Source organism: Burkholderia sp. MSMB1826 (assembly GCF_001526325.1).
In the GTDB taxonomy this organism is placed as follows: domain Bacteria; phylum Pseudomonadota; class Gammaproteobacteria; order Burkholderiales; family Burkholderiaceae; genus Burkholderia.
In genome coordinates this window covers 87,159-113,670 of record NZ_LOYN01000016.1, presented here as the reverse complement: position 1 = coordinate 113,670, position 26,512 = coordinate 87,159, and the positions used below count along the sequence as shown (strand labels likewise).

Here is a 26,512-nt window from a genome sequence, read left to right as displayed (position 1 = left end):
CCCATGGAATATCGCACGCTCGGCCGCTCCGGCCTCGAGGTTCCCGTCCTGAGCTTCGGCGCCGGCACGTTCGGCGGCGCCGGCCCGCTGTTCAGTGCATGGGGCAATACCGGCGTCGACGAAGCGCGCCGCCTGATCGACATCTGCCTCGACGCCGGCGTCAACCTGTTCGACACGGCGGACGTGTACTCCGACGGCGCGTCCGAGCGCGTGCTCGGCGCTGCGCTCAAGGGACGCCGCGACCAGGTGCTGATCTCGACCAAGACCGGCCTGCCGACCGGCGACGGCCCGAACGACGCGGGCACGTCGCGCGCGCGGCTGGTGCGCGCCGTCGACGACGCGCTGCGCCGTCTCGACACCGACTACATCGACCTGCTGCAACTGCACGCGTTCGACGCCCGCACGCCGGTCGAGGAAGTGATGGCGACGCTCGACGATCTGGTGCGCGCAGGCAAGCTCCGCTATATCGGCGCGTCGAACTTCGCCGGCTGGCAGATCATGAAGTCGCTCGCGGTGGCCGACCGGCACGGCTGGTCGCGCTACGTGGCGAACCAGATCTACTACTCGCTCGTCGGCCGCCACTACGAGTGGGACCTGATGCCGCTCGGCGCCGACCAGGGCCTCGGGGCACTCGTGTGGAGCCCGCTCGGCTGGGGCCGGCTCACCGGCAAGATTCGGCGCAATGCGCCGCTGCCCGAAGGCAGCCGCCTGCATGAAACGGCCGGCTACGGGCCGCCGGTCGACGACGAACGACTGTACGACGTGGTCGATGCGCTCGACGCGATCGCGGAGGAAACCGGCAAGACGGTGCCGCAGATCGCGCTGAACTGGCTGCTGCAGCGCCCGACCGTGTCGTCGGTGATCGTCGGTGCGCGCAACGAGGAACAGTTGCGCCAGAATCTCGGCGCGGTCGGCTGGGCGCTGACCGATGCGCAGGTCGCGACGCTCGACGCGGCGAGCGCGGTGGAAGCGCCTTATCCGTACTTTCCGTATCGCCGGCAGGCAGCGTTCGCGCGGCTCAATCCGCCGATGCGGGGGTAAGCGGCGACGGCGCGCTCGAGATAGCCGTGTCGCGCGACGCCGGCACCTCCGCCCCGCCGAGCCGCACGACCGTGTCGGCCGCGCCGATGACCGAGTGCCGGTGCGTGATCGCGATCACGGTCACGTCACGAGCCAGCAGCCGCACGTGCTCCATGATGTCGCGCTCCGTCGCTTCGTCGAGCGCGGAACTCGCCTCGTCGAGAAACAGCACGGTCGGCTCGCCGTACAGCGCACGCGCGATCGCGATGCGCTGGCGCTCGCCGCCCGACAACTTCAGCCCGCGTTCGCCCACGGTGGTCCGAAAACCGTCCGGCAACCCTTCGATGAACGGCAGGATCGTCGCTTTCGCGGCCGCCTCGCGCAAGCGCCGCTCGTCGCGCGGCCGGCCGAGCAGGATGTTGTCCTCCAGGCTTTCGTTCAGCAGCACGACATCCTGCGGCACGACGGCGACCGCGCCGTACCAGTCGGCGCGGTCGATCGCCGCGAGATCGACGCCGTCGACCAGAATGCGCCCGGCGGTCGGCTCGATCGACTTCAGCGCCAGCTTGAACACCGTGGATTTTCCCGACCCCGTTTCGCCCACGACGAACGTGATCGCGCCGCGCTCGGCAATGAAGTCGACGTCGGTCACGCCGCGGCCGTTGCCGTACGCATACCCGACGTGATCGAACACCACGCGCCCCTCGCGCGGCACGAACGTCGACGCATGCGACACTTGCCGCTCTTCGGGTGCCGCCCACATCGCCGCGAACGGCACGAGCGTCGCCCGGGCGCGCGCGATTTCGTCGATGGCCCGCGCGACCATGTCGAACGGCTGATTGAGCTGCAGCAGCAGCGTGTTGAACAGCACGATGTCGCCGATCGACAGCATGCCGGCCGCGTGACGCGGCAGAAGCAGCCAGAACGTCACGGCGAACTGGATGGCGAGGCCGAGGCCCAGCAGCGCGAGATAGCCGACGTGCCGCGCCACATAAGCACGCCAGTTGTCCCGCACGATCCGCGCCTTGTCCGCGAAACGCGCGTTCATCCAGCGGTGGCTGCCAAAATGCCGGAGCGTTTCCATCGCGTTGATCGCGCCGCCGACGAACCGTGCATTCTCCTGTCCGGCCTCGACCGCACGATCGAGGAACGCACGCGAGCGGCGCGCGGACACGATTGCGATCGCCACCGCGACCACGCCGTACGCGGCGGCGATCGCCACCACGTCGAGATCGATCAGCGCGCCGAGCGTCACGAGCGTCAGCACGATCTGCAGCACGCCGGGAATCAGGCCCATGAGTCCGAGCTGCACGAGCACCGCCAGCGACGAACGCCCGCGCGCGTTCGCGTTCTGTATTTCCGCCGGATTGTGTTCGACGAAGAAGGCCGTGGTCTTCTTCAGGATGCGCGCGAAGAAGCGCGTGCTCAGGACGAATCCCAGATTTTCCGCGCTCATGAACGCCAGGTACTGCACCACGCGTTGCAACGCGCTCGAGACGCCCAGCAGGACGGCATAGAGCAGGAAGCCGGGGAGCAGCACGCCGAGCGCGCCGCGATGCGACAGCGCATCGATCAGGCGCGAGAACAGATAGGGCACGGCAACGGCGCTCGTACTCGACAGCACGACGACCACCGCCACCGCCAGCAACATCCAGCGGTCGGCTTTCCAGTAGGCCTGCAGGACCTCGGTGATCGGATTCGGTGCATGGTGTGCGTTCATGGCGCGAAGGACCGGGCGCGGTGCGGCCCGGATGGCGACAGGCGGGCAAAAAGTCTAACAGAATCGCGCTGGCCTCCGCAGTAGCCCCAGAGATACACATTTTTCGTTTTGGCGAATTTATGTGTCTCTGGGGCTACAATTTCAACGTGTCAATTTGTAGCATAGGGGCTACAATAAGAACCAGCTTGGCAATTCCTGATGCCCAGGGGCTACAAATGACTACACTTGCCGATGTCGGAGCGATGCTGAAAGACGCTCGCCACGCAGCAGGTCTTTCACAGAAAGAACTGGCCGAGCATGCCGGTGTCGCACGCACGACGCTTGCACGCATGGAAACGCTTGCCCGAGGCGACATGAGCGTCTCTGCGCTCGTTCGCCTCCTCGAGGCTGCAGGATACGATCTGCGCGCGGTCAAGCGCGGACACGGGCGCACGCTGGACGACGTGCTGGCCGAACAGCGCGCGATGGGAGACGCGTGACATGCGCCTTCACATATACGTCAAAGGCAAACTCGTTGCCCACCTCTACCGCCAGGCGGACGACTATGCATTGCGTTACATGGCGGATGCGAGTGCCTCCGATTTCGCCAGTCTGACCATGCCCGTTCGCAACGATGCCTGGGTCTGGCCTCGCGATCTGCATCCTTTCTTCCGGCAGAACCTGCCGGAAGGGTTCCTCTTTCAAGTGATTCGCGAAGAGTTCGGCCCCTATCTCGACGGAACGGACCTTTCACTTCTGGCCATCATCGGCGGCGCCGGCATCGGCCGGGTAACCGTCGCGCCCGAAGACGGCGAACCCGGCGGCGAACTAGACCCGCTCGACCTGAAAAGCCTGCTGCACGAGGACATCACCACCGCGCGCTTTGCGGAACTTGTACGGTACTACGCGCGCGCGGCAATTTCAGGCGCCGTACCCAAATTCCTTGCCCCCGAACTCCCGTCGGCTCGGGCACCGATAGGCAAGCAAACGCTACGCACGAGCCGACACATCATCAAGGGATCCGACGAACAAACGCCTTATCTTGGTTTCAACGAGCATTACTCGATGCAGGTGCTGGCAAGACTCGACGTCGCTCGAGTCGCGAAGACCACGATGTCGGACGACGGCCGCGTACTCGTCGTCGACCGGTTCGACATCGACGAACAAGGCAAACCGGCGTTCGGCCTGGAGGACGCTTGCAGCCTGCTTGGCCTGCCTCCGCATGAAAAGTACCGCCCGTCAACCGAACAGGTTCTCAACGCGACAAAGCCCTACATCGGCGCCGCCAACTGGCGACGAGAGGCCGAGCAGCTCGGCTGGCAGCTCATCGCCAACTACGTCGTGCGCAACGCGGACTGCCACGCCAAGAACATCGCGCTTCTCTACTCGAACATCGACGACGTCGTCTACACGCCCGCCTACGACATCGTCACCACCGCGGCCTACCCGCGCTTCGCGAACAATCCTCCCGGACTGAGCGTTGAGGGTCGCAAAACGTGGGTGCCCGGGAAGACGCTGGAACGTTTCTTCAACACTCGCCTCGGCATCCCGCCGAAGCGATATCGCGAAATGGTCGAGGCGCTGTGCGACTCGGCCGTATCGACAGGGAAGGATATCGTCGAAGCGGCAAAAAACGAGACGCGGTGGCATTGGATAGCCAAGCAGATGCTGCACGCATGGAACGAAGGGATGGGATCGCTCCGTAGCGCCAAACCCCAGGTGGCGCTCAAAGCGCTCACGCCGATCATCGAGGCCGCCGGTTTCCCGGACGCAGATCGGGCCGAAAGCGCGAGAGAGGTCATTGGCCGCTCGGAATTGCTCGCAAATCACGGCAAGGGAAACTGACACCCGTCCAGGGACAGCCTACGGGAACAAGTCCGGCCTTCTCTCACCCCACCGGCCGCGCCTTGATCCACAGAAACAGCGGCACGCGCGCCCACTGCTTCAGTTGATCCGTATCAACGCGATCGGGCGGCGGCTCGCGCAGCGACACGATCGCGAACCCGGCCGCTTCCAGCGCCTCCATATACGCCTGCAGCGGCAGCGACCAGCCCGCGAAGTGCATCGACAGCCCGTCGCGCGTTTCCACGCCGTCGAAATGCTCGCGCCCGAAATAGCTGCCCGTTAGCACGAACGGCGCATCGGGCTGCGGCCCGGCGAAGCCGCCGCGATCGCGGAATGGATGCACGAGCGAGATGAACAGCGTGCCGCCGGGCTTCAGCACGCGGCGCGCCTCGTTCAACGCGCCCTGCATGTCGTCGAGATCCATCAGCACGTTGTACGCCATCACGAGATCGAAGCCGGCCGCGTCGAACGGCAGCGCGGCCGCGTCGGCCAGCCGATAGCGATGTGCGGAATCCGCGCGACGCGCGGCGTCGAGCATCGCGGGCACCGCGTCGCTCGCGGTCACGTCGTAGCCGAGCGCCTTCAGTTCGCGGCTCACGCGGCCTTCGCCGCAGCCGATCTCCAGCGCGGCGCCGGTGCCGCGGCCGATGTACGCGGCCAGTCCCTCGCGGTACTTCCAGAACGCATCGTGGCCCGGCTTGCCGGCCCAGTCGATCCATTGGGCGGCGACGTGCGTCCAGTGCGCGGTGATGGGTTTCGTGTCGGTCATGCGTGCTCCCACCCGGTATGCGTCGTTGGCTCAGGATGCGCATGGTAAGCCGAAGCGGCGCACAACGTGCACCGATTACCCCGTTTGGCCAGTTTCCGTTTCCGGTCGCGACGTTCTACAGTGGCGAGAACACCACCCGCGCCGCCGCCCACGCTCGACGATGCGCACCCGATTCCGAGGAAAACCCATGCCGAGTATCTTCGCCGCGCCTGCCGATGCCCCGCCAAGCCCCGTTGCGGCGGAAACGCGCATGGTGCACGACGTCGCGACGCTGAAGCGGTCCGATTACCGCTCGGCGGACGGCGCGTCGTGGGTCATCTCGACCATCACGCCGGCCGCGGACAGCGGCGCGAGCGTCACGGGCACGACGTATTTCGACACCGCGAAAGGCCGGACCGTCGCGGTACCCGACGCGCGCCGCCGCTATGCGAATCGCGGCACGTGGCAGGTCGTCGCGAGTTCGAGCCCATCGGTGCCCGCCACTGGCCGCTACGACTGGCTCACGCTCGCGTGGTTGCCGATCAACCGGCGGCCGCCGCCGCAAACGCCCGAGCATTTGTATTCGCCGTTCATTCGCGGCGGCACGATCGTCTATCGGTGGAACCCGGCTGCGGAAGGCGGCGAGCAGTTCGGCAACGTGCGGATGATCTTTCCCGAGTGGACGCAGCAGGTGGCCGACGCGTTGCGGTCCGCGCCTGCTGCGGTGCAGGACGGTGCGTCGCCGACCCCGCCACCGGCGCTCGATCGCGTGAAAGCGGAAACGAACCCGATGACCGCCGTGCTCGATTTCGGCGACGCGCTGCGCGAGGAGCCGGTCGAACGCATCGTCGCACGGCTGCCTGCGCTGCTGCGGGTGCAGGACCGCCATGAACTCTCGGCGCTCGTGTTCCTGTGCCTGTCCGCGGCGCGCGATGAAGACCGGCCGCGCTTCGTCGAAACGATCAACGCGACGATCGCGACAATCGACGACCGCGCACGCCTGCTAGCAATCGCATATGGCGCGTTCGCTGCGGGGCGAACGCAACCGGTTCCATTTGGCGACAGGACGCTCGATATGCTCATCGACGACGTATTCGGTGCGCTGAAACAGCGAACGGCGGCACTCGGCGTGCCGGTCGCGCTGGGAACGCCGTGGTACGAATTCTTTACCGCGTATCGGCTTGGTGGAGCGCGATCGAGCAACGTCCGGTAACGACGGACCTCTCGCGCGAACGAAACGAGCGGCGAACGGCGAACGCATGGCGCGCAGCGGCCATCTTCCGCATCGTTCGCGTCACGCGCGAGTGAATGCCCTGTGCTCGCATCTGGCAGCGTTCCTATTCCGTTGAATCAACCGATATGCACCGGAGCGCGGCCGCGCCCACCGACCGCCACAAGGCATTCACGCGCGCGCGCATGACGATGAAAAAGCGGCCGCTCGCGAGCGGAGCGGCCGTCAAGGAGAGATCCCTAAACGGGATACCGGCGGACACCACACCAGACCGGCCTGCGTATTGTTGATGAACAACATGCCGCTGACCATCGGACCGGTCCGATTCGCTGCATGGTGGCGCGAACGTCACGCAGCCCCGAGCGACCCGCGCGCGTATCACGAGCGGCAACACGCCGTTACGTTCTCGAAGGGAACCCCTGGACCCGGCAACCGGTCGAAACGCCGCACGACCGTCGACGGCTTCGTCGCCGCGGCGGACGATCCCGTCTCCTGCCCCGCTCGATCACGTCCATTTTTCCTCTCTCATGCTGAGCATCGGTCCGTTCTCGATCCGCGTCGTCGCGGTAGCCGTCGCCGCGCTGCTGGCGTGGCTCGTCGCGCGCTTCATCCAGCGCCGTCCTCCCGACGGGCATCACAAGAGCGCATCGAGTCTGATCCTCGATGTGTTGCTGTTCGGGTTGCTTGCCGCGCGCGTCGGTTATGTCGCGCAATGGTGGCCGGACTATGCGACGTCGCCACGTGCGATCGTCGCGCTCGGCGATGGCGGCTTCGACGCGCGCATCGGTATCGCAGCCGCGTTGGCGTTCGCGGGCTGGCGCCTGCACCGCCTGCCCGCGCTGCGTCGGCCCGTGCTGGCCGGCATCGTCGCGGGCCTCGGGGCGTGGGGCATCGCGCAAGGCACGCTGGCGACATTGCAGCGCAGCGCGCCGCCGCTTGCCTTGATGCCGCTCCAGGCACTCGATTCGACGCCCGTGTTGCCGGCGGGCTTCGTCGGCAAGCCGGTCGTCGTGAACCTGTGGGCGACGTGGTGCGCGCCGTGCCGCCGCGAGATGCCGATCCTCGAACAGGCGCAGCGCGACCACCAGGGCATCACGGTGCTGATGCTCAACCAGGGGGAAAACGCGCAAGCCGTGCGCGCGTTCCTCGAGCAGCAGGGCCTGCACTTCGATCACGTGCTGCTCGATCCCTCGCTGCACGCGATGCACGCGTATGGCTCGCGCGGATTGCCGACCACGTTGTTCTTCGACGCGAAAGGCGAACTCGTCGAATCGCACATGGGCGAGCTGACCGCTGCGCGGCTGAAGGACGTCGTCGCGCAACGTTTCGGCCCTTGACGAGCGCCCGCAGACGAGCGAACTGCACCGTGCGGACAGGGCTGTCCCGCATGCGATCACGGACAATATCTGGCGGCCTTCTCACACCGAAACCGCGAGCAATGCACGCCTGAACAGCCGCTGAATGCCAGCTACGACGCCCTCGTCAAGTGCTCGACGTACGCCTATTGCGTGTCGGAATGCGCGATGAACCGCGAACGGATCCCCCAGCCACGCATCTCACTGGCATGCTGTTCCGGTATGCGAGCCACATGCTCGCGCCGACTTATGCCAACGCAGTCTGCAATGTGTAATACGTCCCGAACATGAGTGCCATACTGCCCACAAAACGACCGATGTTTCCGAATCGGCGGAAGGCAGCGCCGGTTTCGTTACGGCTAGACAGCAATACGATCAGCGAGGCCGCGAACATGCAATGGCCAATTGCATCGACCATGCCGAACGGAATGACGGCAATCCCGAAAAAGAACAGCAGCACCGCGCAACTGCCTTTTGCCGACAGACGCCCCGCGATGAGCAGATAGGCACAGACGAACTCGACAAAGCCAGCGCTCCAAAGGAAGAAGGTCTGATCGAGCCCGAAGCTCAAATACGGGTATTCGTCGAACAGTTGGTGAAAACCGCTCGGATACGCGAATTTCTCGATGGCGCCCCAGAGCAGCGAAAATGCCGTCGCGAGTCGCAGTACCGCCAACGCCCGATTGATGCGCTCACCGCGAAACAACGACACAAGAATCAGGAAAGCGGCGATTCCGATGAAGATCACGTAGTCGAGCATATGGAATATGCCGTACTGACTCACGCCCATTGCATACAGCACGATGATTCCCACGCCCCCGAGCCAGGCCGACGCTTCGAACAGCACCAACGCGGCGATGGCGTAGTGCAATACGGAAACGAACGGGGAAGCGGATGCGAGCTCAGGCGTCAGGAGCACATCGACACCCGCCAGTTGCAACGAGACGAAGAACACCGCCGCCGCGGCGCGCATGAAACCGCTCGCGTAGCGTTCGCCGGCATGCTCGAGCCGCGCGATGCTCGACGGCATTGAGAGCCTGCGATCGATTGCGATTACGATCAGCACGGCGACCAAGCTTGCCGCAAACAACGTCAAGAACAACGTGGAAGTTGCAAGCTCGCTCAAAGCGAGCGGCGAGGCTTTTACGTCGTATTCGCTGAACCACTTGACGTGGCCGTGCGCCGAAAGAGGAATAGCGGCAATCAACGGGACCAGCAGGGAGGCCAGTGCTGCGGGCCGAATTTTTTCAAGAGTCATGTCGGTTCTCGTTCTGTCGTGGTGAAGGCGTTCCTTCCGGCATCCTGCGGACAACGCACAAAACAATGGCGGGATACGTACCGGACGACCGTCGCCTGCGGAGCGAGCTCGTCTCGTGCCGGTCGCGAAACATAAATATTGAAGATTGGGGACTCGCGCGGACATCGGACTGCGTGACGACAATGCGCAACGGATGTAGGCCTGATCCGATTCCAGGCGCGACACCTCTGTTTGCCGCCGCATTCTCGATCACGACCGCCGCTTCCCGGATGCGGTAGCAGCCACTCCGTTCACCGCTGCCGGCCGTACCTCGACACATGTGTCGGTCGTGTCGCTCGTGTCGATCGAGCCATCGCGCCCTGTCGAGCCGCAGTCCGGCACCGCGCATACGTTCGTTTCGCCGAGTACGCCATTCGGACCTTCAACTGCGCTGCCACGACGCCGATCGCCGCGAGCCTGCGGCAGCCTTGGCCGGCTTGACATGCTCGGAGTCCCGGCGGCCAGCATCGCACACGCCCTGAATCAGCCGTTGATGGCACTCGTCACATACGTGCGTCGCCAAGCGAAGCGATTTGAACCTGCGAGTCGAAATCGCGAATTCGTCGAATCGCACATGGCCCAAGCCGGTCGCCTCGCGGCTGAAAAGCAGTCGCACAGCCCATCGCCCGTGGCGCGAGTCGGCTCACGGACAGCGGCACGGCGCCGCCGCCCGTCAGATGCGTGTCGCTTACCAGTAGAACCCGCCACCCACGACCGCGCCTACCGTACCGCGGCTACTCGTGTTCGCCGAGGCCTTGATCGTCCACTTGCCGTCGCGCGTCATGTACGACACACCGAGCGCCGAGCCGTATTCGCCGCCGTACGTGCTGCCGGCCATCGCCACGAACGTGCGGCCGGGCTGCGTCGACTGCGGCAGGCCGGCGACTGCCATCGCCGCCGCTACGCCGCCCATCGCATCCTGACGCGCGCTGTGCGCGGCGTTGTTCATCTGCTGCACGTTCACCGCATCGGTCGGCGCGGTACCCGCCGCGACGTTCGTGATCTGCCGCTCCGCCCCCGCGCTGCCGACCGATACCGCGTTGTCGCGATCCGCGGTCGAGCCCGCGCCGAGTGCGACCGAATTGTTCCCCGTCGCGTTCGCGTTCTGGCCGACGGCCGTGCTGCCGCTGCCCGATGCGTTCGAGCCGTGCCCCAGCGACGTGCTGTTCTCGCCGGATGCCATCGAGCCTTGCCCGATCGCCGTGCTGCCACCAGCCGTTGCGCTCGCGCTGTTGCCGATCGCCGTGCTGTTGCTGCCCGCCGCGTCGGCGCCCGCGCCGAGCTGAACGCTGCCCGCACCGCTGCCGGACGGATCGAAATCGCCCGAACCGTTGCCCGGGCCGCCGGGCCCCCCACCGGCTTCCAGGTCGGACACGCGGTCGCCGAGACCCGCGAACCGGTTCTCGAAATCCTGCCGCATGTCGTACAACTGGCCGCCGTTCACCGCGTCCATACTGCCCGACGCGATCAGCCCGGGCGCGACGTTGCGCAGGACCGTGCCGTTCGTGCCGCCGAGCGTCGCGCTGGCAAGCGACAGATCGTCGTACACCACCGCGCCGAGCTCCTTGCCGTCCTTGTCGACCAGCCCGGATGCCTTCAACTGGGCGAGCGTCACGGCTTCGTCGTCGTTCACGCCGTTCGCGACGCCCGACAGCGTGCGCGCACCGTTCGTGCCGGCGAAGTTCACCGATGCGCCGCCCGAGTTCGCGGCAACCGTAATCGCGCCCGTCGTCTGGTCCTGACGAACGAGGCCGAGCTGGCCCGTCGCGAGCTGGTTGTTGATGTTCGTGATCTTCGTGCGGTTGTCCGCGATGTCCGACGCGTTCTGCGCGATGGCCTCGTTGGTCGCGTGGAGCTGATCGCCCGTAACGGCGTCGTGGCTGCCTGCCGCGACGTCGCCATTCGCGAGACCCGTCAGCTTGCGCTCGCCGGCCGTGCCCGCGAAGTTCACCGCCGCGCCATCCGTGTTCGCGCCGACCGTCAGATCCGCGCCTGCCGCCGCTTGCTTGACCAGACCGATCGAACCGCTGTTCATCTCGCTGCGGATCTGCGTGATCGACGTTTCGTTGTTCGTCACGCGCTGATCGAGATGGGTCACGTCGACGGCAACCACATGCAGTTGATCGCCGGTGACGGCATCGGTACTGCCTGCCGCGACGTCGCCGTTCGCGAGGCCCGTCAGCTTACGCTCGCCGGCCGTGCCCGCGAAGTTCACCGCCGCGCCGTCCGTGCCCTCGCCGACCGTCAGGTCCGCGCCCGCCGCCGCCTGCTTGACCAGACCGATCGAACCGTTGTTCATCTCGCTGCGGATCTGCGTGATCGACGTTTCGTTGTTCGTCACGCGCTGATCGAGATGCGTCACGTCGACGGCGACCGCATGCAGTTGATCGCCCGTGATGGCATCGGTGCTGCCTGCCGCGACGTCGCCGTTCGCGAGCCCCGTCAGCTTGCGCTCGCCGGCCGTGCCCGCGAAGTTCACCGCCGCGCCATCCGTGTTCGCGCCGACCGTCAGATCCGCGCCTGCCGCCGCTTGCTGCACCAGGCCGATCGTGCCGCCCGACAGCTCGGCCAGTTGATCGTTGATCAACGTGATGTCCGACGTGTTCTTCGCGATATGCGTTTCGTTCTGTGTCACGCGACCGTCGATGTTCGTCACCTGCGTGCCGAGATTCGACACGTCGCTGCCCAGATCGGCGATGTCGGATGTGTTCTTCGAGATGTGCGTTTCGTTCTGCGTGACACGACCATCGATGTTCGTCACCTGCGTGCCGAGATTCGACACGTCGCTGCCCAGGTCGGCGATGTCGGTCGTGTTCTTCGAGATATGCGCCTCGTTCTGCGTGACACGACCGTCGATGTTCGTCACCTGCGTGCCGAGATTCGACACGTCGCTGCCCAGATCGGCGATGTCGGCCGTGTTCTTCGAGATATGCGTTTCGTTCTGCGTCACGCGACCGTCGATGCTCGTCATTTGCGTACCGAGATTCGACACGTCGCTGCCCAGATCGGCGATATCGGACGCGTTCTTCGCGACGTCGCGATTCGTGGCGAACAACTGGCCGCCCGTAACGGCGTCGGTGCTTCCTGCCGCGATATCGCCGTTCGCGAGGCCCGTCAGCTTGCGCTCGCCCGTCGTGCCGGCGAAGTTCACCGCTGCGCCGTCCGTGTTCGCGCCGACCGTGATATCCGCACCGGCTGCGGCCTGCTGGACGAGCCCCGTCGTCCCGCTGCCGATCTGGTCCGCGAGCTTCGCGATATCGCTTTCGTTGGTCGTCACGCGGCCGTCGAGATTCGTCACCACGTCGCCGACGTTGTCGAACGTCTGCTTGCCGCCATTGCCGTCGCCTACCGTGAAGCTCGGCGCCGAAATCGAGCCGTCTGCGTTGACGCCCGCGCCCGCGCCGATCGCATCGGCGACGCCCTTCAGCTGGCCGACGTTGACGGCATCGGTATCTTCCGTGCCCGCGGCCATGTTGGTGATCTGGCGCTGTAGCGTCGCGGAACCGACGGACACCGTAGCGTCGCGATCCGCGACCGAGCGGATGCCGAGCGCGACCGACTGGTCGCCCGACGCGGTCGCACCGACTCCAATGGCCGACGAGAAATGCGCCGCTGCCGTTGCGCCCTTGCCCAGTGCCAGGCTGGATTCGCCGGATGCTTCCGCGTCCACGCCCAGCGCGGTGGCGTTATTGCCGGTCGCCGCCGCACGATGGCCGACCACGACCGAGTACGTACCGATTGCCGTCGCGGCACCACCGATCGCAATGGAGTCCGCCACGGCCTGCGCGGGCGCCGCCACCGTGTTGATCTTCACGTAGTCGTCGGTCACGGCTGCGTTCAGCTTGCTGTTGATGTTCGTGATGTCGGCCGCGTGCGTCGCGATATCGCGCTTTGCGCTCGTCAGCTCGCCGTCGAGTGCACCGAGCGCATCGCCGACGGTGTACTGCGTGCCGCCGTTCGCGAGATCGTACGTCGGGCCGGTCACGGCGCCCGTCGTCGGATCGATCGCCGCGCCGCCGCCGAGTGCGGTCACGACGGGCGCAAGCTGAGACACGTTCACGGCGTCGGTGTCCTGCGTGCCGGCGGCCATGTTGGTGATCTGTCGCTGCTTCGTCGAGGATCCGACCGAAATGGTGTCGTTGCGCGTCGCGTTCGAATTCGTACCGAGCGCCATTGCGTTCGTGACGTTCGCGTCGACGGTCGCATGATTGCCGATCGCAACGGAATTGGTGGCGCCCGCCGAGACGCCGGCTTGCGTGCCCAGCGCAACGCCGCCCGTGGCCAGTACCGACGTCTGGTTGCCTAACGCGGTGCTGTTGTCGCTGGTTGCGGTGGCAAGTCGGCCGAGTGCCACGACACCGGTGCCCGTCGCGGTCGCGGAGGAGCCGATCGCCAGCACCGACGTGCCGCTCGCGGTCGAATCGTTACCGATGGCGGTCGCGGAAGTGCCGCCGGTCGCTCTTGCCAAACGGCCGAATGCCATCGAACCGGTGCCGGTTGCGGTCGCGGCAGATCCGAACGCCAGCACCGACGTGCCGTTCGCGACCGCTGCATTCCCGATCGCGACGGCGGCCGTACCCGATGCGGTGGCAGCCGTTCCGCCCGTCGTCGCCGGCAATACCTTGATATACGCGTCGTCCAGTGCGGCCGTGGTGCCGATGGAACCCATGGTGCCGACCGATCCGATCGACCCGGTATTCGGCACCGCACACACACCCGCTTCGCCGAGCACGCCATGCTGGCCGTCAGCCGTCGTACAGGCGTCTGCCCCCGTCGTAGCGGCAAAGACGTGCGACGCGCCCAGACTCAGTGCGACCACTGCCAAGGCGATCGCGCTGCGCACCAGCGCGCGCTGGCCACCGGATTTCTTCCGGCCCGTTGCAAGCTCGGAGACGGCGACGTAAGTGCCCGTGGCCGTATTGAAGAGAGTGCGATGTGCTTTGTTCATGGTGACTCCAAAGATGGTTTGATCCGTTGGAAATCACTGTATTTTTTCGGTGCTTTCGGTTCGATCAGACCAGTCCTAAAGCAATATGGCCCCATGGTCGGATACCGGCTCGGCGCCTGCGCAGCGCCGGTCGAATCGAATCAGACTGGTCCGATTGGATTGACGTCATACGGCTCGTAGACTCCGACGCGTGAACCTATCGACCGCCCCCCTTCGCCGGACGGTGCGCGCCGCGATCCGCGACGCCGCCCGTCATCCCCGCTTCGTCCGCGGACTCGACATCGCCGTGCTCGCGCTGATCGTCGCGAGCGTGTTCGTCGTGATGGCCGACAGCGTCCAGGAACTGCATGCGCCTTACGGAAAGGCGCTGTACGCGGCCGAGTGGGCGTTCACGCTGCTGTTCACCGTCGAATACGCGGTGCGGCTCCTCACCGCGCCGAAGCCTGCCGCCTACGCGCGCAGCTTCTTCGGCATCGTCGATCTCGTGTCGATCCTGCCGACCTATCTCGCCTTCTTCTTTCCGGGCCTGCATGCGCTGATCGACGTGCGCCTGCTCAGGCTCCTGCGCGTGTTCCGCATTCTCGGGTTGTCCATCTACCTGGAAGAAGGCCAGATGCTGATCCGCGCGCTCGCGCGTGCGCGGCGCAAGATCTTCGTGTTCATCGGCGGCATGTTCGTGATCGTCGTGATCCTCGGCACGGTGATCTTCCTCGTCGAAGGTCCCGAGAACGGCATCACGAGCATTCCCGTCGGCGTGTACTGGGCCGCCGTGACGATGAGCACCACGGGCTACGGCGACCTGACGCCGCACACGCCGCTCGGCCGGCTGATCACGTCGTGCGCGATCCTGCTCGGTTACGGCATCATCGCGTTCCCGACCGGCATCATGGGCGCCGAACTCGTGGCGACGGCACTCGAGCGCGGTCGTGCCCAACGGGCCGCGTCCGGCGGCACCGACACGGCGACCTGCCCGCACTGCGGCACATGCGTGTCGACACCCGGCGATACGATTGCCCCGGCGACGCATCGCACGTCGAACCGGTAATCGCGCCGCATCATGAGAATTTCCACTCGCGTCGTGGCGCTGTCGGGCTGGCTTGCGTTGAGCCTCTCCGGTACCGCGCTCGTGCTGTCGCGTTCGGTGTCCGACGCGCACGACCGCTTTTTCCAGGACACCAGCATCGCGATCCGCGTGCTCGGCCAGAAAGCGGCCCAGCAGGAAGCGACGCTCGCCACGCTCGGCGCCACGCCGTTGCGCACCGTGCCGCCGCACATGCTCGATGACCTGCGCGAACGCATGCCGCAACTCACCGGGCTCGCGCGCTGGCGGCCCGGCAGCGGCTGGCACTCGGCCAACGGCGCGGCGCCCGGTGTGCCGCCGCCGCTGAACACGACGGCTAAGCCCTATGCGCTCGAATTCGAGGCCGACGGTCGCTACTGGCTCGTCGCCGCGCCAGGGTGGGCCGTGCGCATCGACCCGCGCACGATGCTCCAGCCCGGCGACTGGCCCGCGTCGCTGACGTCCGTCACGCTGCACTTGCAGGGGCGCCGGTTCGAGGTGCTGAACCGGCCGGCGGCCGCCGCGCCGCTCGGCTGGCCGATGACGCTCGACAAGCGCCTGCCGACCCAGCCCCAGGCGCTGACACTGCACGCGACGCGCACACTGACCGTCGACGATCTGCCGTGGCTGCCGATCGCGCTGTGGAACACCGTCGCGATCCTGCTCGTTGCCGGCGTACTCGGCGCGTGGCGGCTGCGCGATGCGCAGCGCCGCGAACATGCGCGCGCGCGGCTCGACCGCTTCGGCCGCCTCGATACGCTCGGCGAAATGGCGGCCGGCATCGCGCACGAACTGAACCAGCCGCTGATGGCCATCGTCACGCACACGCGCGCCGCCGAGCGGTTGCTCGATCTCCCGACCGAACGCGACAACGTCCGGCGTGCGCTGCAGACGAGCGTCGCGCAAGCCAAGCGCGCTGCGTCGATTCTCGACCGGCTGCGCGTCGCCGCGACGTCGGCGCACGGCGGCGAGCGCCGCGCGCTCGATCCGGACGCGATCGTGTCCGCGCTGCAGCTTCTGTACCGCGACGAACTGGCGCGTGCGCAGATATCGCTCGGCTGGCACAACGCGACACCCGGCGCGCAGCCGCTTGCCGATCCCGTCGCCGTCGAACAGATCCTGCACAACCTGATCCAGAACGCGCGCGACGCGCTGTCGGGTGCGCCGCACGGCACGATCCGCGTGAGCGGCGAGCGAACCGGACGGCACTACCGCTTCAGCGTGATCGACAACGGCCCCGGCATACCGCCCGATACGCTGCCGCGCCTCTTCGAGCCGTTCTTCACCACACGCGGCCACGGGCTCGGCCTCGGGCTGCCGCTCTGCGACACGCTCGCGCAGCGCCAGAACGGCGCGCTGGAAGTTCACAACCGGCCGTCGGGCGGCGTCGAGGCCACCTTGTCGCTGCCGCTCGCGGAGGTCCGGCCATGACGACGCCCGACCCGACCGTCGTCGCGATCGTCGACGACGACGAAGCCGTGCGCGACGGCCTCGCGCTGCTGCTGCGCACCGTCGGCCTATCGAGCCGCTGCTACGCGGACGCACACACGTTCCTCGACGACGCGCTCGACGCTGCGCTCGGCTGCGTGCTGCTCGACATCCGCATGCCGGGCATGAGCGGGCTCGACGCGCTCGACCGTCTGCGCGAGCAGCGCGACTTGCCGGTCATCGTCCTTACCGGGCATGGCAACGTCGACGCATGCCGCCGCGCGTTCAAGCGCGGCGCCGTCGACTTCCTGCGCAAGCCGACCGACGACGACGAACTGATCGACGTCGTGCAACAGACGCTCCGCCGTCATGCGGAGCGCCGCGCGCGCGCCGACGCCGAACGGCATCGCGCACAGCGCATCGCCGCATTGAGCGGACGCGAACGTCAGGTGCTCGAAGGCATCGTGCGCGGGCTGAGCAACAAGGAGATCGCGCGCGAGCTCGCGCTGTCGCCGCGCACCGTCGAAACCTATCGCGCGATCGCGCTCGACAAGCTGGGCGCGGCCTCGCTCGTCGAGCTGGTGCGCGACTACGCGGCGCTGCTCGGCGCGGCGCCTCCGTAACGCTACGGAGGCGCCATCCGTACGCGAGCGGGTACAGCGCGGCCGGCGCAATTCCTACGATGACGGTTTTCATCGATCGTCTACAAGGAAACGCTTTCATGTCCCGACTCTTCGTCATTCCGTCGTCGCTCGCAATGCTGTTCTCCGGTGCCGCCCTGGCCGACGCCGCGGAGCCGACGCCCCGCACGTCGACCAACGGCGACGCCGGCTACTACGCGACGGCCCGCGTCGTCGGCGCATTCGACAACGCCGCCAACATGGAACTCACCAGCCCGCGCGTGACGAGCCGCATCGGCGGCCCGGACGGCCAGTCGCGCGTGACCGGCGCGGTCGGCCTCGGCTATCAGTTCGGCAACGGCTGGCGCGCGGAAGGCGAATACACGTTCAAGCGCAGCGGCAACTTCGTCAGCTACTGGGCGCCGTTCGGCGCCAACGCGAACCAGTTCCAGGTATCGTCGCAGCGGCTGATGCTGAACGGCTATCGCGATTTCGACCTGGGCCGCGGCTTCTCGGTCTACGGCACGGCCGGCGTCGGCGTGGCGATCGTGTCGGCGGACGGCTGGCAAACCAACGATACGCGCCAGTTCGCGTCGCGCACGCAAACCAATTTCGCTTATTCGGCCGGCGCGGGTATCAGCTATGCGATCAACAAGCGCTTCACGCTCGACGTCGGCTATCGCTTCGTCGACATGGGCAACGTCGAATCCGGCTACAACACGTTCGTGAACCGCGTGTCGGCGCGCGACGAGCAACTGAAGGCGTCGCTGCGTTCCAACGAAGTGTTCATCGGCCTGCGCGGTCGCTTCTGACCGGCCCGCGAGCACCGCGCGATCCTGTCGCTCGGGATTCCGAATCGAATGGCGGCAGCCAGCCGCTTCCGCATCGTTTCAGCCCAGTCCGATTGGCCGGCGGCCTGCCGGCTTGTATGCTTTCGATGCGCGGTACCGGAACGGTTGGTCGATGGCAGTCTGGACGCTGCATGTCGGGAGGAGCGAACCGCTCCGTCTGCCGCGCCCCGCCTGCCGGCGACGGCTTGAACGCGGGTGCTCGATGGTGGCCGGTGGGCGCGGCCACATGTAGTCCGACGCTATGTTCCGTACCTCTAGAGAAACGCTGCCTCATGCGAGCATCGAGCGCCCGCATCCAAGCCGTCTCCTCCCCCTTCATGATCGATATCCGCACGTGCATCGTGCATCGGCACGACGCGCGTGCGGTGCCCACTACTGCGCGGCGCGCTTTCCGAGCATGTGCTTGAGCAGCAGGCACGCGCCGCCGCCGATCGCGCTCATGCACGCGACGTAGCCGAAATACAGCTGGTAACCGTGCATGCCCGGATACTCGGTGGTCAGCCAGCCGTTCAGCAGCGGCAGGAATACGTCCGGCGAATAGCCGAGCAGCGAGATCACGCCGATCGCGAGCCCCTTGATCGACGCCGGCACGTCGCAGCGCTCGAGTACGCTCCAGTACAGGCCGCGCACCGCATAAGTCAGCAAACCGATCAAGATCACGACGCCGGCGAGCAGCACGACCTGGTTGAACGACGGAAACACGATCAGCGCGACGAACGCGAGCGCGGCAAGCAACAGCGCGGCGCACAGCACGTTCAGCGTGCCGACGCGATCGCCGACGAAACCGCCGCCGATGCCGCCGATCGGGCGCATCCACAGCTTCAGCGACGCGATGAAGCCGGCCGCGACGATCGACATGCCGACGCCCTTCTGCTGCAGGTACGGCGAAATGCTGTACGTGGCCCACGACAGGTGATAGCCGCAGAACACGATGACGGCGAACACCCACAGCAAGCGATTGCGCGCGAGCGTTGCCAGATCCCGCAGCAGGTTGCCCCGCGCACGCCGGTCCGCCGGCGCGGCGGACGAGGTACCCGCGCTCGCGTCCTTGACGGTCAGCAGCACGATACCGAGCGCGACGCAGACGATCGCGTAGCAGAACACGACCTGCTGGAATGCGCCGTCATGCGACGTGCCGCGTGCATCGACGAGCCAGGCGAACAGCGCGAGCGACGCGGTGGCGAGCAACGCCTCGATCAACCCGCGCCCGCCGTCGAGGAAGCCGAAGAAGCGGCCCTGCTCTCGAGGCAATGCGATCGTGTTCACGCGCTTGATCACCGAGGCCCAGAACGTCAACCCGGTCGTCACGCCCCAGCCGCAGAAGATGACCATCAGCACCGGATACGACGGTGCGCTCGCGTAAGCGACGCCGAGTGCACCGGTTGCCACGAGCGAGAAACTGATCAGATAGCGCGGCGGCAGGCGATCGGCGAGCCAGCCGCTCGGCAGATAACAGATGAGGAACGTCGTGCCGAGTGCCGAATACAGATACCCGAGCTGCGCGCGCGAGATCTGGAACAGATCCAGCATCGTGTCCTGGTAGAACTGGCGCAGATACAGCATCGGATAGATCGCGCCCGCCGCACACACGAGAAGCGCGAGCTGGAAATAGCGGCTGGCCGCAGCCGGGGCAGCCGGTTCGCGAGGTATCGCGACGTTCGATGCCGCGTGTTGATCCGACATGTGCTCCTCCATTTGAATATTCGAAGTTTTATGACGATGTGCATGCGATACGCTCGCCGCGTCGCCGCAGGACATTCGCCGTCGTCCGCCGATACGGACAAAAAAGGCCGCTCCGGGAAGAGCGGCCGTCAAGGAGAGGTCTCCGCGTCGAGGAGACACCGGCGGGCCACCACGCCCACCGGCATGCCCATTGTCGACGACGGTTCATCAGCTGAGAATCGGTTTGGTCCGAATCCGCGACGACCTTCAATTCGTCTGTGATGCGAATTTTTTATTCGCACGCTTCCTCACCGCCATGCATCGTGTGTGCAAGTGCCGGTCATATCGCTCCGTGATTGTCGCGACGCGCGGCTCGGTGCGGGGCCTCCGATCGCGACGCCGCGCGATGCGCCCCTCAGCGATCCGTCAAGCGAGTCTGATTCGTCAGGCCGACGCGCAACGCGTCGGGATTCGACGGCGCGGGCGCAGCCGCCGCGCGCGACGACTCGCGCGTCGCATCGAGCCAGCGCGAAAACTCTGCAGCCGTCATGCCGACCGCTTCGGCCGCGCTCGGTACCGGCTCGACCGACGCCTGTTGCTGACGCGGCGCGGCGGGCTTCGTTGCCGTCGCGCGCGCCGGGATGCCGCCGAACGCAGCCGCGCGATCGGGCACCGCGACCGTTGCCTTCTTGCGTCGCGCAACGGCCGGCTTCGACGCGGGCGCCGACGTCGGTAATGCATCCACCACACGACCGTCGCGCTGCGCTGCGCTCATGGATTGTGCTGCGACTGCCTCGGCATCGTCCGCGGCGGGCGGCGGAACATCCGGCGCCACGATCGCCGCCGCGGGAGTCGTGACGAGCGCCTCCGCCGGCTGAACGGCAATCGCCGCCTCGTAGACGGTATGCGGCGACGGCGCTGGCTTGCCGGTGTCGAACAGCCGCGTGGCCGCAAAACCCACGGAACCGAACGCGAGGCCGGCGATCAGCGCCAGCAGCGTCGGCCGCCAACGGCGCGGCGCCTTCGGCTTCACCCACGGTCGGTTGTCCGAACCGAAATCCGTCGCGCGAACCGATGCGACGCGCACCGCCTCGGGCGCCTCGCGCACCGCACGCAGATCGAACACGCCCGGCGTCGGCCGCTTGCTCTTCACGAACGGCCTGCGACGCCGTCCATACGGCGGCGGCACGTCCGTGTAAGGACGCGCGAGCGGTAACGCGAAATGTCCGGTGATGTCCTGCATGCTCATGATGTCGACGACGAATCGTCCCGCGTGTGCCGCGCCGATCCGCTCTCCCGTAATGTCAATGAATGGTCCCGAGTATCGCCGCGCACACGGTCCGAGTAAATCGGACTGGGCCTATTCGAGCGGCTGCGGCACGCGGACCGCCTATCTCGCGTCGTAACGCAGCAACGGCCGCCCGTTCAGCGGTTGCACCACCCGCGCGTTGTGCGAATAACGCATCCGGAACGCGGTGATGTCTTCCGCGGACAGCTCGACCGGCTCGTCCAGCACGTACCATTCGACGTTTTCGGTCAACGGCGGCGTCGTCAGCGACCCGAGGTAGTGATAGTAGATATTCATGTTGCCCGGCATCAGCGCGGCCGCGCGGAACGACGAGAGGCTCGCCGTATCGCCTGCCTTGAGCGCGTCCATCGCGGCCGCGAACTGCGCATTCTCCGCGCCGGTGCGATAAAGCACGGCAACGACCGCCAGACGCCCGTCCTGCGCGCGAAACACGAAATGTCCCTCGATCGGATAGTTGCGACCGTCGATCGTGTGCTCCGACGGCGAATGGAAGTGAATCTGCTGAAGCGTGAAATGGCGCCCGCGGATCGTGGCGCTGCCGACGGCCGGCACGATCTGGATCGTATGGCCGTTGTCGATCACCTTCGCGCGCGTGTCGGCGATATGCATGCCGATCGCGTTGTTCTCGTCGGCATAGCGGGTCGCCTGTCTGGCCGTGCTCGCGTCGATCGCCACCGGCGACTGCGCGTCGCCGGATTCCAGATGCCAGTCGCGCTGGTGGTCGTAATCGAATGCATGATCGGTCGGCGCAGCGCTCGCCGGCGCAGAGGCATCGGCCGCATGGGCGGGCAGCATCGGCGCCGTCACCGCACATAGCGTCGCGGTGACGAGCCGGGTAATCGCGGTTCGTGTCACGTTCATGTCGAGTACCGGGTGTTCTTCGATCAAAAGCACGCGATGCGGCCGAATGCCTGCTCGCGGTTCCGTTGCGCACCGTTCCGATGCGGCGCAGCACGCATTGTCCGCACGATGCCGCTTCCGGTGGTCCGATACTGAGCGCGGTATCGGTCAGCCCAGTCCGATACATGCGGTCGCGAACGCGGCGTACAACGGCGTTCGCACAGGCGACGACGAGGGGGCCGAACGCATACCTCCGGGAAAAGCCGGTACGCCGCATTCGATGCGCACTTCGCACGCATCCTGCCCGCCATTTTCGGACCGGGCCGATTCACGCCACGCGCCAACGCCATCACAATCATTCCGCCGGCATGCCCGTTCCCCCGAATCCGGGCATGCCGTGCATTCCAGAGATAGATAGTCGATATTCATCCCGCCCTCGCGGCGGGATCTTTTTCGCGCGAGATTCGCCTTTCACGCGCGCATCGAGTCCGTCCATGAGCACTCTTCCCTTCGCGCGGCGCGGGCGCATCGAAGCCGCATCCCTCTCGCCGGACGAGCGCCGCGACAGCGCCGCCCCCGTTTTCGGACGAGCCGCCGCGAGCCGGCGACGCATGCAGGCCCGCCGGCCCGCCGCGCCCGACTCGCGCGTGCGCAGCAGGCCGGCTTCCTGTACGCGCCGGACATGACCGCCGACTCGACGCTCTTGATCGGCATCCTGACGATCGACCATCCATCCCGGCATGCATTCGACGATCGGCTGCGACGGGCCGGCCACGGCTACGACCGCCTGCGGATCGACGACATCCTCCGGCGGGCCGGCTATCGTCCCGTTCGCTTCGAATACCTGCCCGACCTGCTGGCGGCCTGCGACCTGCGGCCGTTCGACCTGCTCGTCGTGCAATGCGAAGCGCCGTGCTACCGGGCCAGCGACGCGATCCGCACGCTGCGTGCGCGCTTCTCGGATTCGATGCCGATCCTCGCGACCAGCCAGACTGACGGCGCAACGGCGCAAGTGCTCGCGTTCGAAGCCGGTGCGAACGAGTACCTGCCGTACACGTCTCCCGCCGAAACGCTCGTGTCGAGCGTCGCGATGTGGCTGCGCTGGGCCCACTACCGGACGACCAGCCACCGGCGCTGGCGCATGGGCGACTTCGAGTTCGACACCGGCAGTCGCACGATCCGCGTCGCCGGCCGCGAGCACGTGCTGACCGAGAAACACTTCCAGATCGCGACGGCGCTGTTCATGAACCTGGGCCGGCCGCTGTCGCGCGCCCACCTGAGCCAACTCGTCTGGGGGTCGCTCGTCGCGGTGACCAGCCGCCGCCTGGACACGCACATCGTGAACCTGCGCGACCGCCTCAAACTGGACGGACGGCACGGCCTGCGGCTGCTCACCGTCTACGGATTCGGCTATCGACTCGTCGAATCCGGGCCCGAAGAGGATCGCGCCGAACGGCGTTAGCGGCCCCGCGCCCCCTTTTTCACGCCTTCGTCGCGCGATCGGCAACCGGCGCGCCCCCGCGCGGCACGCCCGCACCGCGATCGGTCTCGCTTATCATGGCGAAACCTCATCCGCCCGCCCCGTGCCACGATGGATCCTCGCGCCGCCGCAGACCGCCGCCGTCCCGCTTCCCGCACGCCCGTCGGACGCCGCCAGCGCATGCTGCTGTATACGGGCGGCATCGGCGTGACGCTCGCGGCGCTCGTCGCGAGCGGATCGCTGCTGTATGCGATGGGCCGCGACTACGTGCAGGAGCGCTATACGCAGTTCGCGGCGCGCCAGTTCTTCGTCCGGTTCGAGTTCAACCTGCGCACGACCGGCATGGACACGCTGGTCACGCACGAAGAAGCGGTCTGGAGCACGCGCGCGACGGATCCGGTGCTGACCGCGCAGCTCGCCGACGGACATGGCCGCCTCGTGCTGCAGGGCAGCCCGCGGTTTCCGCCCGTGCTCGCCCTCGCCGACCTGTCTCCCGGGCAGCCCGCCGCGTCGTACGGCCCCGATCTCGAGATGGCCAGCGACATGAGTTATCGGGTCGGCGCGTACGTCGCGACGCAGGAGGCCGACCGTGCGATCGCCGGCTACGCGTACGCCCCGAATCGCCATTTCGCGCTCGTCATCCCGCAGCCCGAGCCTGCCGACCCGCTGGCCACGACCGGCGCCGCCGACGTCGCCGCCTTGCTCGACAAGCTCGCGCCCGATCTCGAACTCGCGCCGGCCGGCCGCTACGTCTGGCATGCGCCCGCCTACGATCCGATCCAGCGGCGCGACGTGTTCCGGCTCGTCGGCACCGCGTACGAGGCCGGCCAGCCGCGCATGGTGTTCGTGTCGACACTCCCGACCGGCCTGCTGCGCGAACGGCTCGCAGGGCGGGACGACGGCGATGCCGCGATCATCGTCGACTCGGCCGGCCGCCCCGTGCTGCGCGTCGGCGCCGCGGAACACGGCGATGCGGCCGAGGCTGTCGTCGAGCGGCTGATCGCCGCCGCGCGCGCAGTGCGCGCCGACGGCCCGCAGCCCGCACATCGGGCGGGCGACTTCACGTTGAGCCAGCGTATCGGCGGCACCGACTGGACGCTCGTCCAGTCGTTCTCGATGCGCTCGGTACTGAGCGCGCTTGCGCGGCGCATCGGCTGGTATGCGGTGCTGATGACGATCGCGCTCGGCTTCGCGTGGGCGATGCTCGTGCTGTTCGACCGCAAGGTTCTGAAGCCCGACGACGCGCGCACGCGGCGCATCGTCGAAAGCGAGAACCTGAACCGCACCATCGTCGAAGCCGCGCCTTCGGGCATCGCGCTGCTGTCGCTCGACGACGGCACCGTGCTGATGCAGAACGACACGATGCGCGCGTACGACGCACGCGCGGCGGGCGACACGTCGCTCGCCGCGCGCCTGTTCGCGCGCTTCGATCGGTCGCCCGGCGCGAACGCGTGGCAGCCCGATCTGCACGTGCCGCTGCCGACCACGCAGGGCGACACGGTCGACCTGCTCGCGACGCTCGTGCGCACGCGCTTTCGCGACGCGGACGTGCTGCTCTGCAACGTGTCCGACATCACGTCGCAGAAGGCCATCGAGCGCCACCTCGACGACGCGCGGCGCGCGGCCGACGCGGCGAACGATGCGAAATCCGCGTTCCTCGCGACGATGAGCCACGAGATCCGCACACCGCTGAACGCCATCCTCGGCAACCTCGAGCTGATCGGCCGCGAGCCGCTGAGCGACACGCAGAGCGAGCGCCTGCATACGGTCGAAGGCGCATCGTCGACGCTGCTCGACCTGATCAACGACATCCTCGATCTGTCGAAGATCGAGGCCGGCCAGATGACGATCGAGGCGATTCCGTTCGATCTCGCGGAGACGATCCGCCAGACCGGCGCGATGTTCGAGCCGCTCGCGGCGGCCAAGGGCCTGCAGTTCGACATCGTCGTCGACGATGCGCTCGCGCCGCGCTACGTCGGCGACCCGACCCGCATCCGGCAGATCGCCGCGAACCTCGTGGGCAATGCGATCAAGTTCACGAGCCGCGGCGAGGTCACGCTCGAAGTCTATCTGCGCGACGACACCGATCCCGCGTCGCCCGTCGCGATCGGCGTCAGCGACACGGGCATCGGGATGACCGATGCGCAGCGTGCGTCGCTGTTCAAGCCGTTCACGCAGGCCGATACGTCGATCTCGCGCCGCTTCGGCGGCACGGGGCTCGGGCTTGCGCTGACGAAGCGGCTCGCGACGCTGATGAACGGCACGATCGACGTCAAGAGCGAAGCCGGCCTCGGCAGCACCTTCGTCGTCACGTTGCCGCTGCGCGCGTCGACCCAAGCAGATGCCGCGCCCAAAGACGAGGCCGACGATGCGGCGGCGCTGCCCGCGCTCGCCGCGCGCGTGCTCGTGGTCGACGATCATCCGGTGAACCGCACGCTGCAGCAGAGCCAGCTCGTCGCGCTCGGCTATGCGGCCGACGCGGCCGGCGGCGGCGCGGCCGCGCTGCGCCGCTGCGCGGACACGCGCTACGACCTCGTACTGACCGATCTCAACATGCCGGGCATGGACGGCTATACGCTCGCGCGCGTGCTGCGCGCGCAGTATCCCGACCTGCCCGTGGTCGCGAGCACCGCGCATGCGAGCGCCGACGAGCGTGCGCGCTGTGCGGAAGCCGGCATCGTCGCTGTGCTCGTGAAGCCCGTGCTGCTGGATACGATCGACCGTACGGTGCGGCGTTTCGCGAACGTCGCCATCACGGGCCCGCGTGCGTCGGCGCTCGTCGAACTCGCGGAAGGCCCGTTGCCGCCGGACGTGCAGGTGCTGCTGACCGACAGCGTCGAGCGCTCGCTCGCGGCGATCCGCACGGCGCTCGCGCACGACGACCAGCGTGCGTTGCGCGACGAGCTGCATGCGCTGCGCGGCGCATTCGCGACGATTCACGAACATGCGGTGGCGGACGCCGTGCGCGACATGCAGGATGCCGTGCGCGCCGGCAATACCGCGTCGCTCGCCGCGTTGTTCGCCGACACCGAGCGCCTTGCGCGCGAAGCGCTGCGACGGCGTGCCGCGCCGGCGCCGACGGCTTGAGCGACGCGCGTCTTTCACGCTCTCCGTCGCAC

18 protein-coding genes are annotated in these 26,512 nt (G+C 67.1%); 11 read left to right on the top strand and 7 right to left on the bottom strand.

Going from position 1 to position 26,512, the window contains the following annotated elements:
* Positions 1 to 3 precede the first annotated feature (3 nt).
* Positions 4 to 1,041: an aldo/keto reductase gene (locus WS95_RS10190; protein ID WP_059823697.1), complete on the top strand. Its 1,038-nt coding sequence runs from the start codon at positions 4 to 6 to the stop codon at positions 1,039 to 1,041.
* Here the strand turns inward: WS95_RS10190 and WS95_RS10185 are convergent.
* On the bottom strand, positions 1,019 to 2,740 hold the full coding sequence (locus WS95_RS10185) for an ABC transporter ATP-binding protein (RefSeq protein ID WP_059823695.1): 1,722 nt from the start codon (positions 2,738 to 2,740) through the stop codon (positions 1,019 to 1,021). The genes WS95_RS10190 and WS95_RS10185 overlap by 23 nt on opposite strands.
* Before the next feature lie 215 nt (positions 2,741 to 2,955).
* On the opposite strand from WS95_RS10185, the gene WS95_RS33095 reads away from it, so the two are divergent.
* A complete protein-coding gene (locus tag WS95_RS33095; RefSeq protein WP_082746894.1) occupies positions 2,956 to 3,219 on the top strand; it encodes a helix-turn-helix domain-containing protein in 264 nt (87 codons plus the stop codon).
* Between the two features lies 1 nt (position 3,220).
* Positions 3,221 to 4,564, top strand: coding sequence for a type II toxin-antitoxin system HipA family toxin (locus WS95_RS10175; protein ID WP_059823692.1), 1,344 nt, complete (start codon positions 3,221 to 3,223; stop codon positions 4,562 to 4,564).
* A 43-nt stretch (positions 4,565 to 4,607) separates the two neighbouring features.
* Here the strand turns inward: WS95_RS10175 and WS95_RS10170 are convergent, their stop codons facing one another.
* Entirely contained in the window at positions 4,608 to 5,333 is a 726-nt protein-coding gene (locus WS95_RS10170; protein WP_059823691.1) for a class I SAM-dependent methyltransferase, read from the bottom strand.
* A 187-nt stretch (positions 5,334 to 5,520) separates the two neighbouring features.
* On the opposite strand from WS95_RS10170, the gene WS95_RS10165 reads away from it, so the two are divergent.
* Positions 5,521 to 6,525 carry a hypothetical protein gene (locus WS95_RS10165; protein ID WP_059823689.1) on the top strand — a complete coding sequence of 335 codons (1,005 nt, stop codon included), beginning with the start codon at positions 5,521 to 5,523 and terminating at the stop codon, positions 6,523 to 6,525.
* A gap of 545 nt (positions 6,526 to 7,070) precedes the next feature.
* Complete coding sequence (locus WS95_RS10160; RefSeq protein WP_059823687.1) at positions 7,071 to 7,880, top strand: TlpA disulfide reductase family protein; 810 nt, start codon at positions 7,071 to 7,073, stop codon at positions 7,878 to 7,880.
* Between the two features lie 265 nt (positions 7,881 to 8,145).
* Here WS95_RS10160 and WS95_RS10155 read toward each other — a convergent pair whose 3' ends face one another.
* Positions 8,146 to 9,156, bottom strand: coding sequence for a hypothetical protein (locus WS95_RS10155; protein WP_059823685.1), 1,011 nt, complete (start codon positions 9,154 to 9,156; stop codon positions 8,146 to 8,148).
* A 727-nt stretch (positions 9,157 to 9,883) separates the two neighbouring features.
* Positions 9,884 to 14,143 (bottom strand): ESPR-type extended signal peptide-containing protein, encoded by a 4,260-nt coding sequence (locus tag WS95_RS10150; RefSeq protein WP_082746893.1) that lies wholly within the window; start codon positions 14,141 to 14,143, stop codon positions 9,884 to 9,886.
* A 190-nt stretch (positions 14,144 to 14,333) separates the two neighbouring features.
* On the opposite strand from WS95_RS10150, the gene WS95_RS10145 reads away from it, so the two are divergent.
* From WS95_RS10145 to WS95_RS10130, 4 genes are all read left to right on the top strand, one after another.
* A complete protein-coding gene (locus tag WS95_RS10145; RefSeq protein WP_059823682.1) occupies positions 14,334 to 15,188 on the top strand; it encodes an ion transporter in 855 nt (284 codons plus the stop codon).
* 12 nt (positions 15,189 to 15,200) lie between these two features.
* On the top strand, positions 15,201 to 16,634 hold the full coding sequence (locus WS95_RS10140; protein WP_059823681.1) for a sensor histidine kinase: 1,434 nt from the start codon (positions 15,201 to 15,203) through the stop codon (positions 16,632 to 16,634).
* On the top strand, positions 16,631 to 17,254 hold the full coding sequence (locus WS95_RS10135) for a response regulator transcription factor (RefSeq protein ID WP_059823679.1): 624 nt from the start codon (positions 16,631 to 16,633) through the stop codon (positions 17,252 to 17,254). The genes WS95_RS10140 and WS95_RS10135 overlap by 4 nt, the downstream gene beginning before the upstream one ends.
* Positions 17,255 to 17,352: 98 nt before the next feature.
* Positions 17,353 to 18,063: an outer membrane protein gene (locus WS95_RS10130; RefSeq protein WP_059823677.1), complete on the top strand. Its 711-nt coding sequence runs from the start codon at positions 17,353 to 17,355 to the stop codon at positions 18,061 to 18,063.
* A gap of 411 nt (positions 18,064 to 18,474) precedes the next feature.
* Here WS95_RS10130 and WS95_RS10125 read toward each other — a convergent pair whose 3' ends face one another.
* The 3 genes from WS95_RS10125 to WS95_RS10115 form a co-directional block, all read right to left on the bottom strand.
* A complete protein-coding gene (locus WS95_RS10125; protein WP_059823734.1) occupies positions 18,475 to 19,785 on the bottom strand; it encodes an MFS transporter in 1,311 nt (436 codons plus the stop codon).
* Between the two features lie 394 nt (positions 19,786 to 20,179).
* A complete protein-coding gene (locus tag WS95_RS10120) occupies positions 20,180 to 21,007 on the bottom strand; it encodes a hypothetical protein (RefSeq protein ID WP_257139696.1) in 828 nt (275 codons plus the stop codon).
* 147 nt (positions 21,008 to 21,154) lie between these two features.
* On the bottom strand, positions 21,155 to 21,934 hold the full coding sequence (locus tag WS95_RS10115; RefSeq protein WP_059823673.1) for a carbonic anhydrase: 780 nt from the start codon (positions 21,932 to 21,934) through the stop codon (positions 21,155 to 21,157).
* Positions 21,935 to 22,595: 661 nt separating this feature from the next.
* On the opposite strand from WS95_RS10115, the gene WS95_RS10110 reads away from it, so the two are divergent.
* Complete coding sequence (locus tag WS95_RS10110) at positions 22,596 to 23,375, top strand: response regulator transcription factor (protein ID WP_059823671.1); 780 nt, start codon at positions 22,596 to 22,598, stop codon at positions 23,373 to 23,375.
* Between the two features lie 198 nt (positions 23,376 to 23,573).
* Entirely contained in the window at positions 23,574 to 26,480 is a 2,907-nt protein-coding gene (locus WS95_RS10105; RefSeq protein WP_257139695.1) for a hybrid sensor histidine kinase/response regulator, read from the top strand.
* The last annotated feature ends 32 nt before the right edge of the window (positions 26,481 to 26,512 follow it).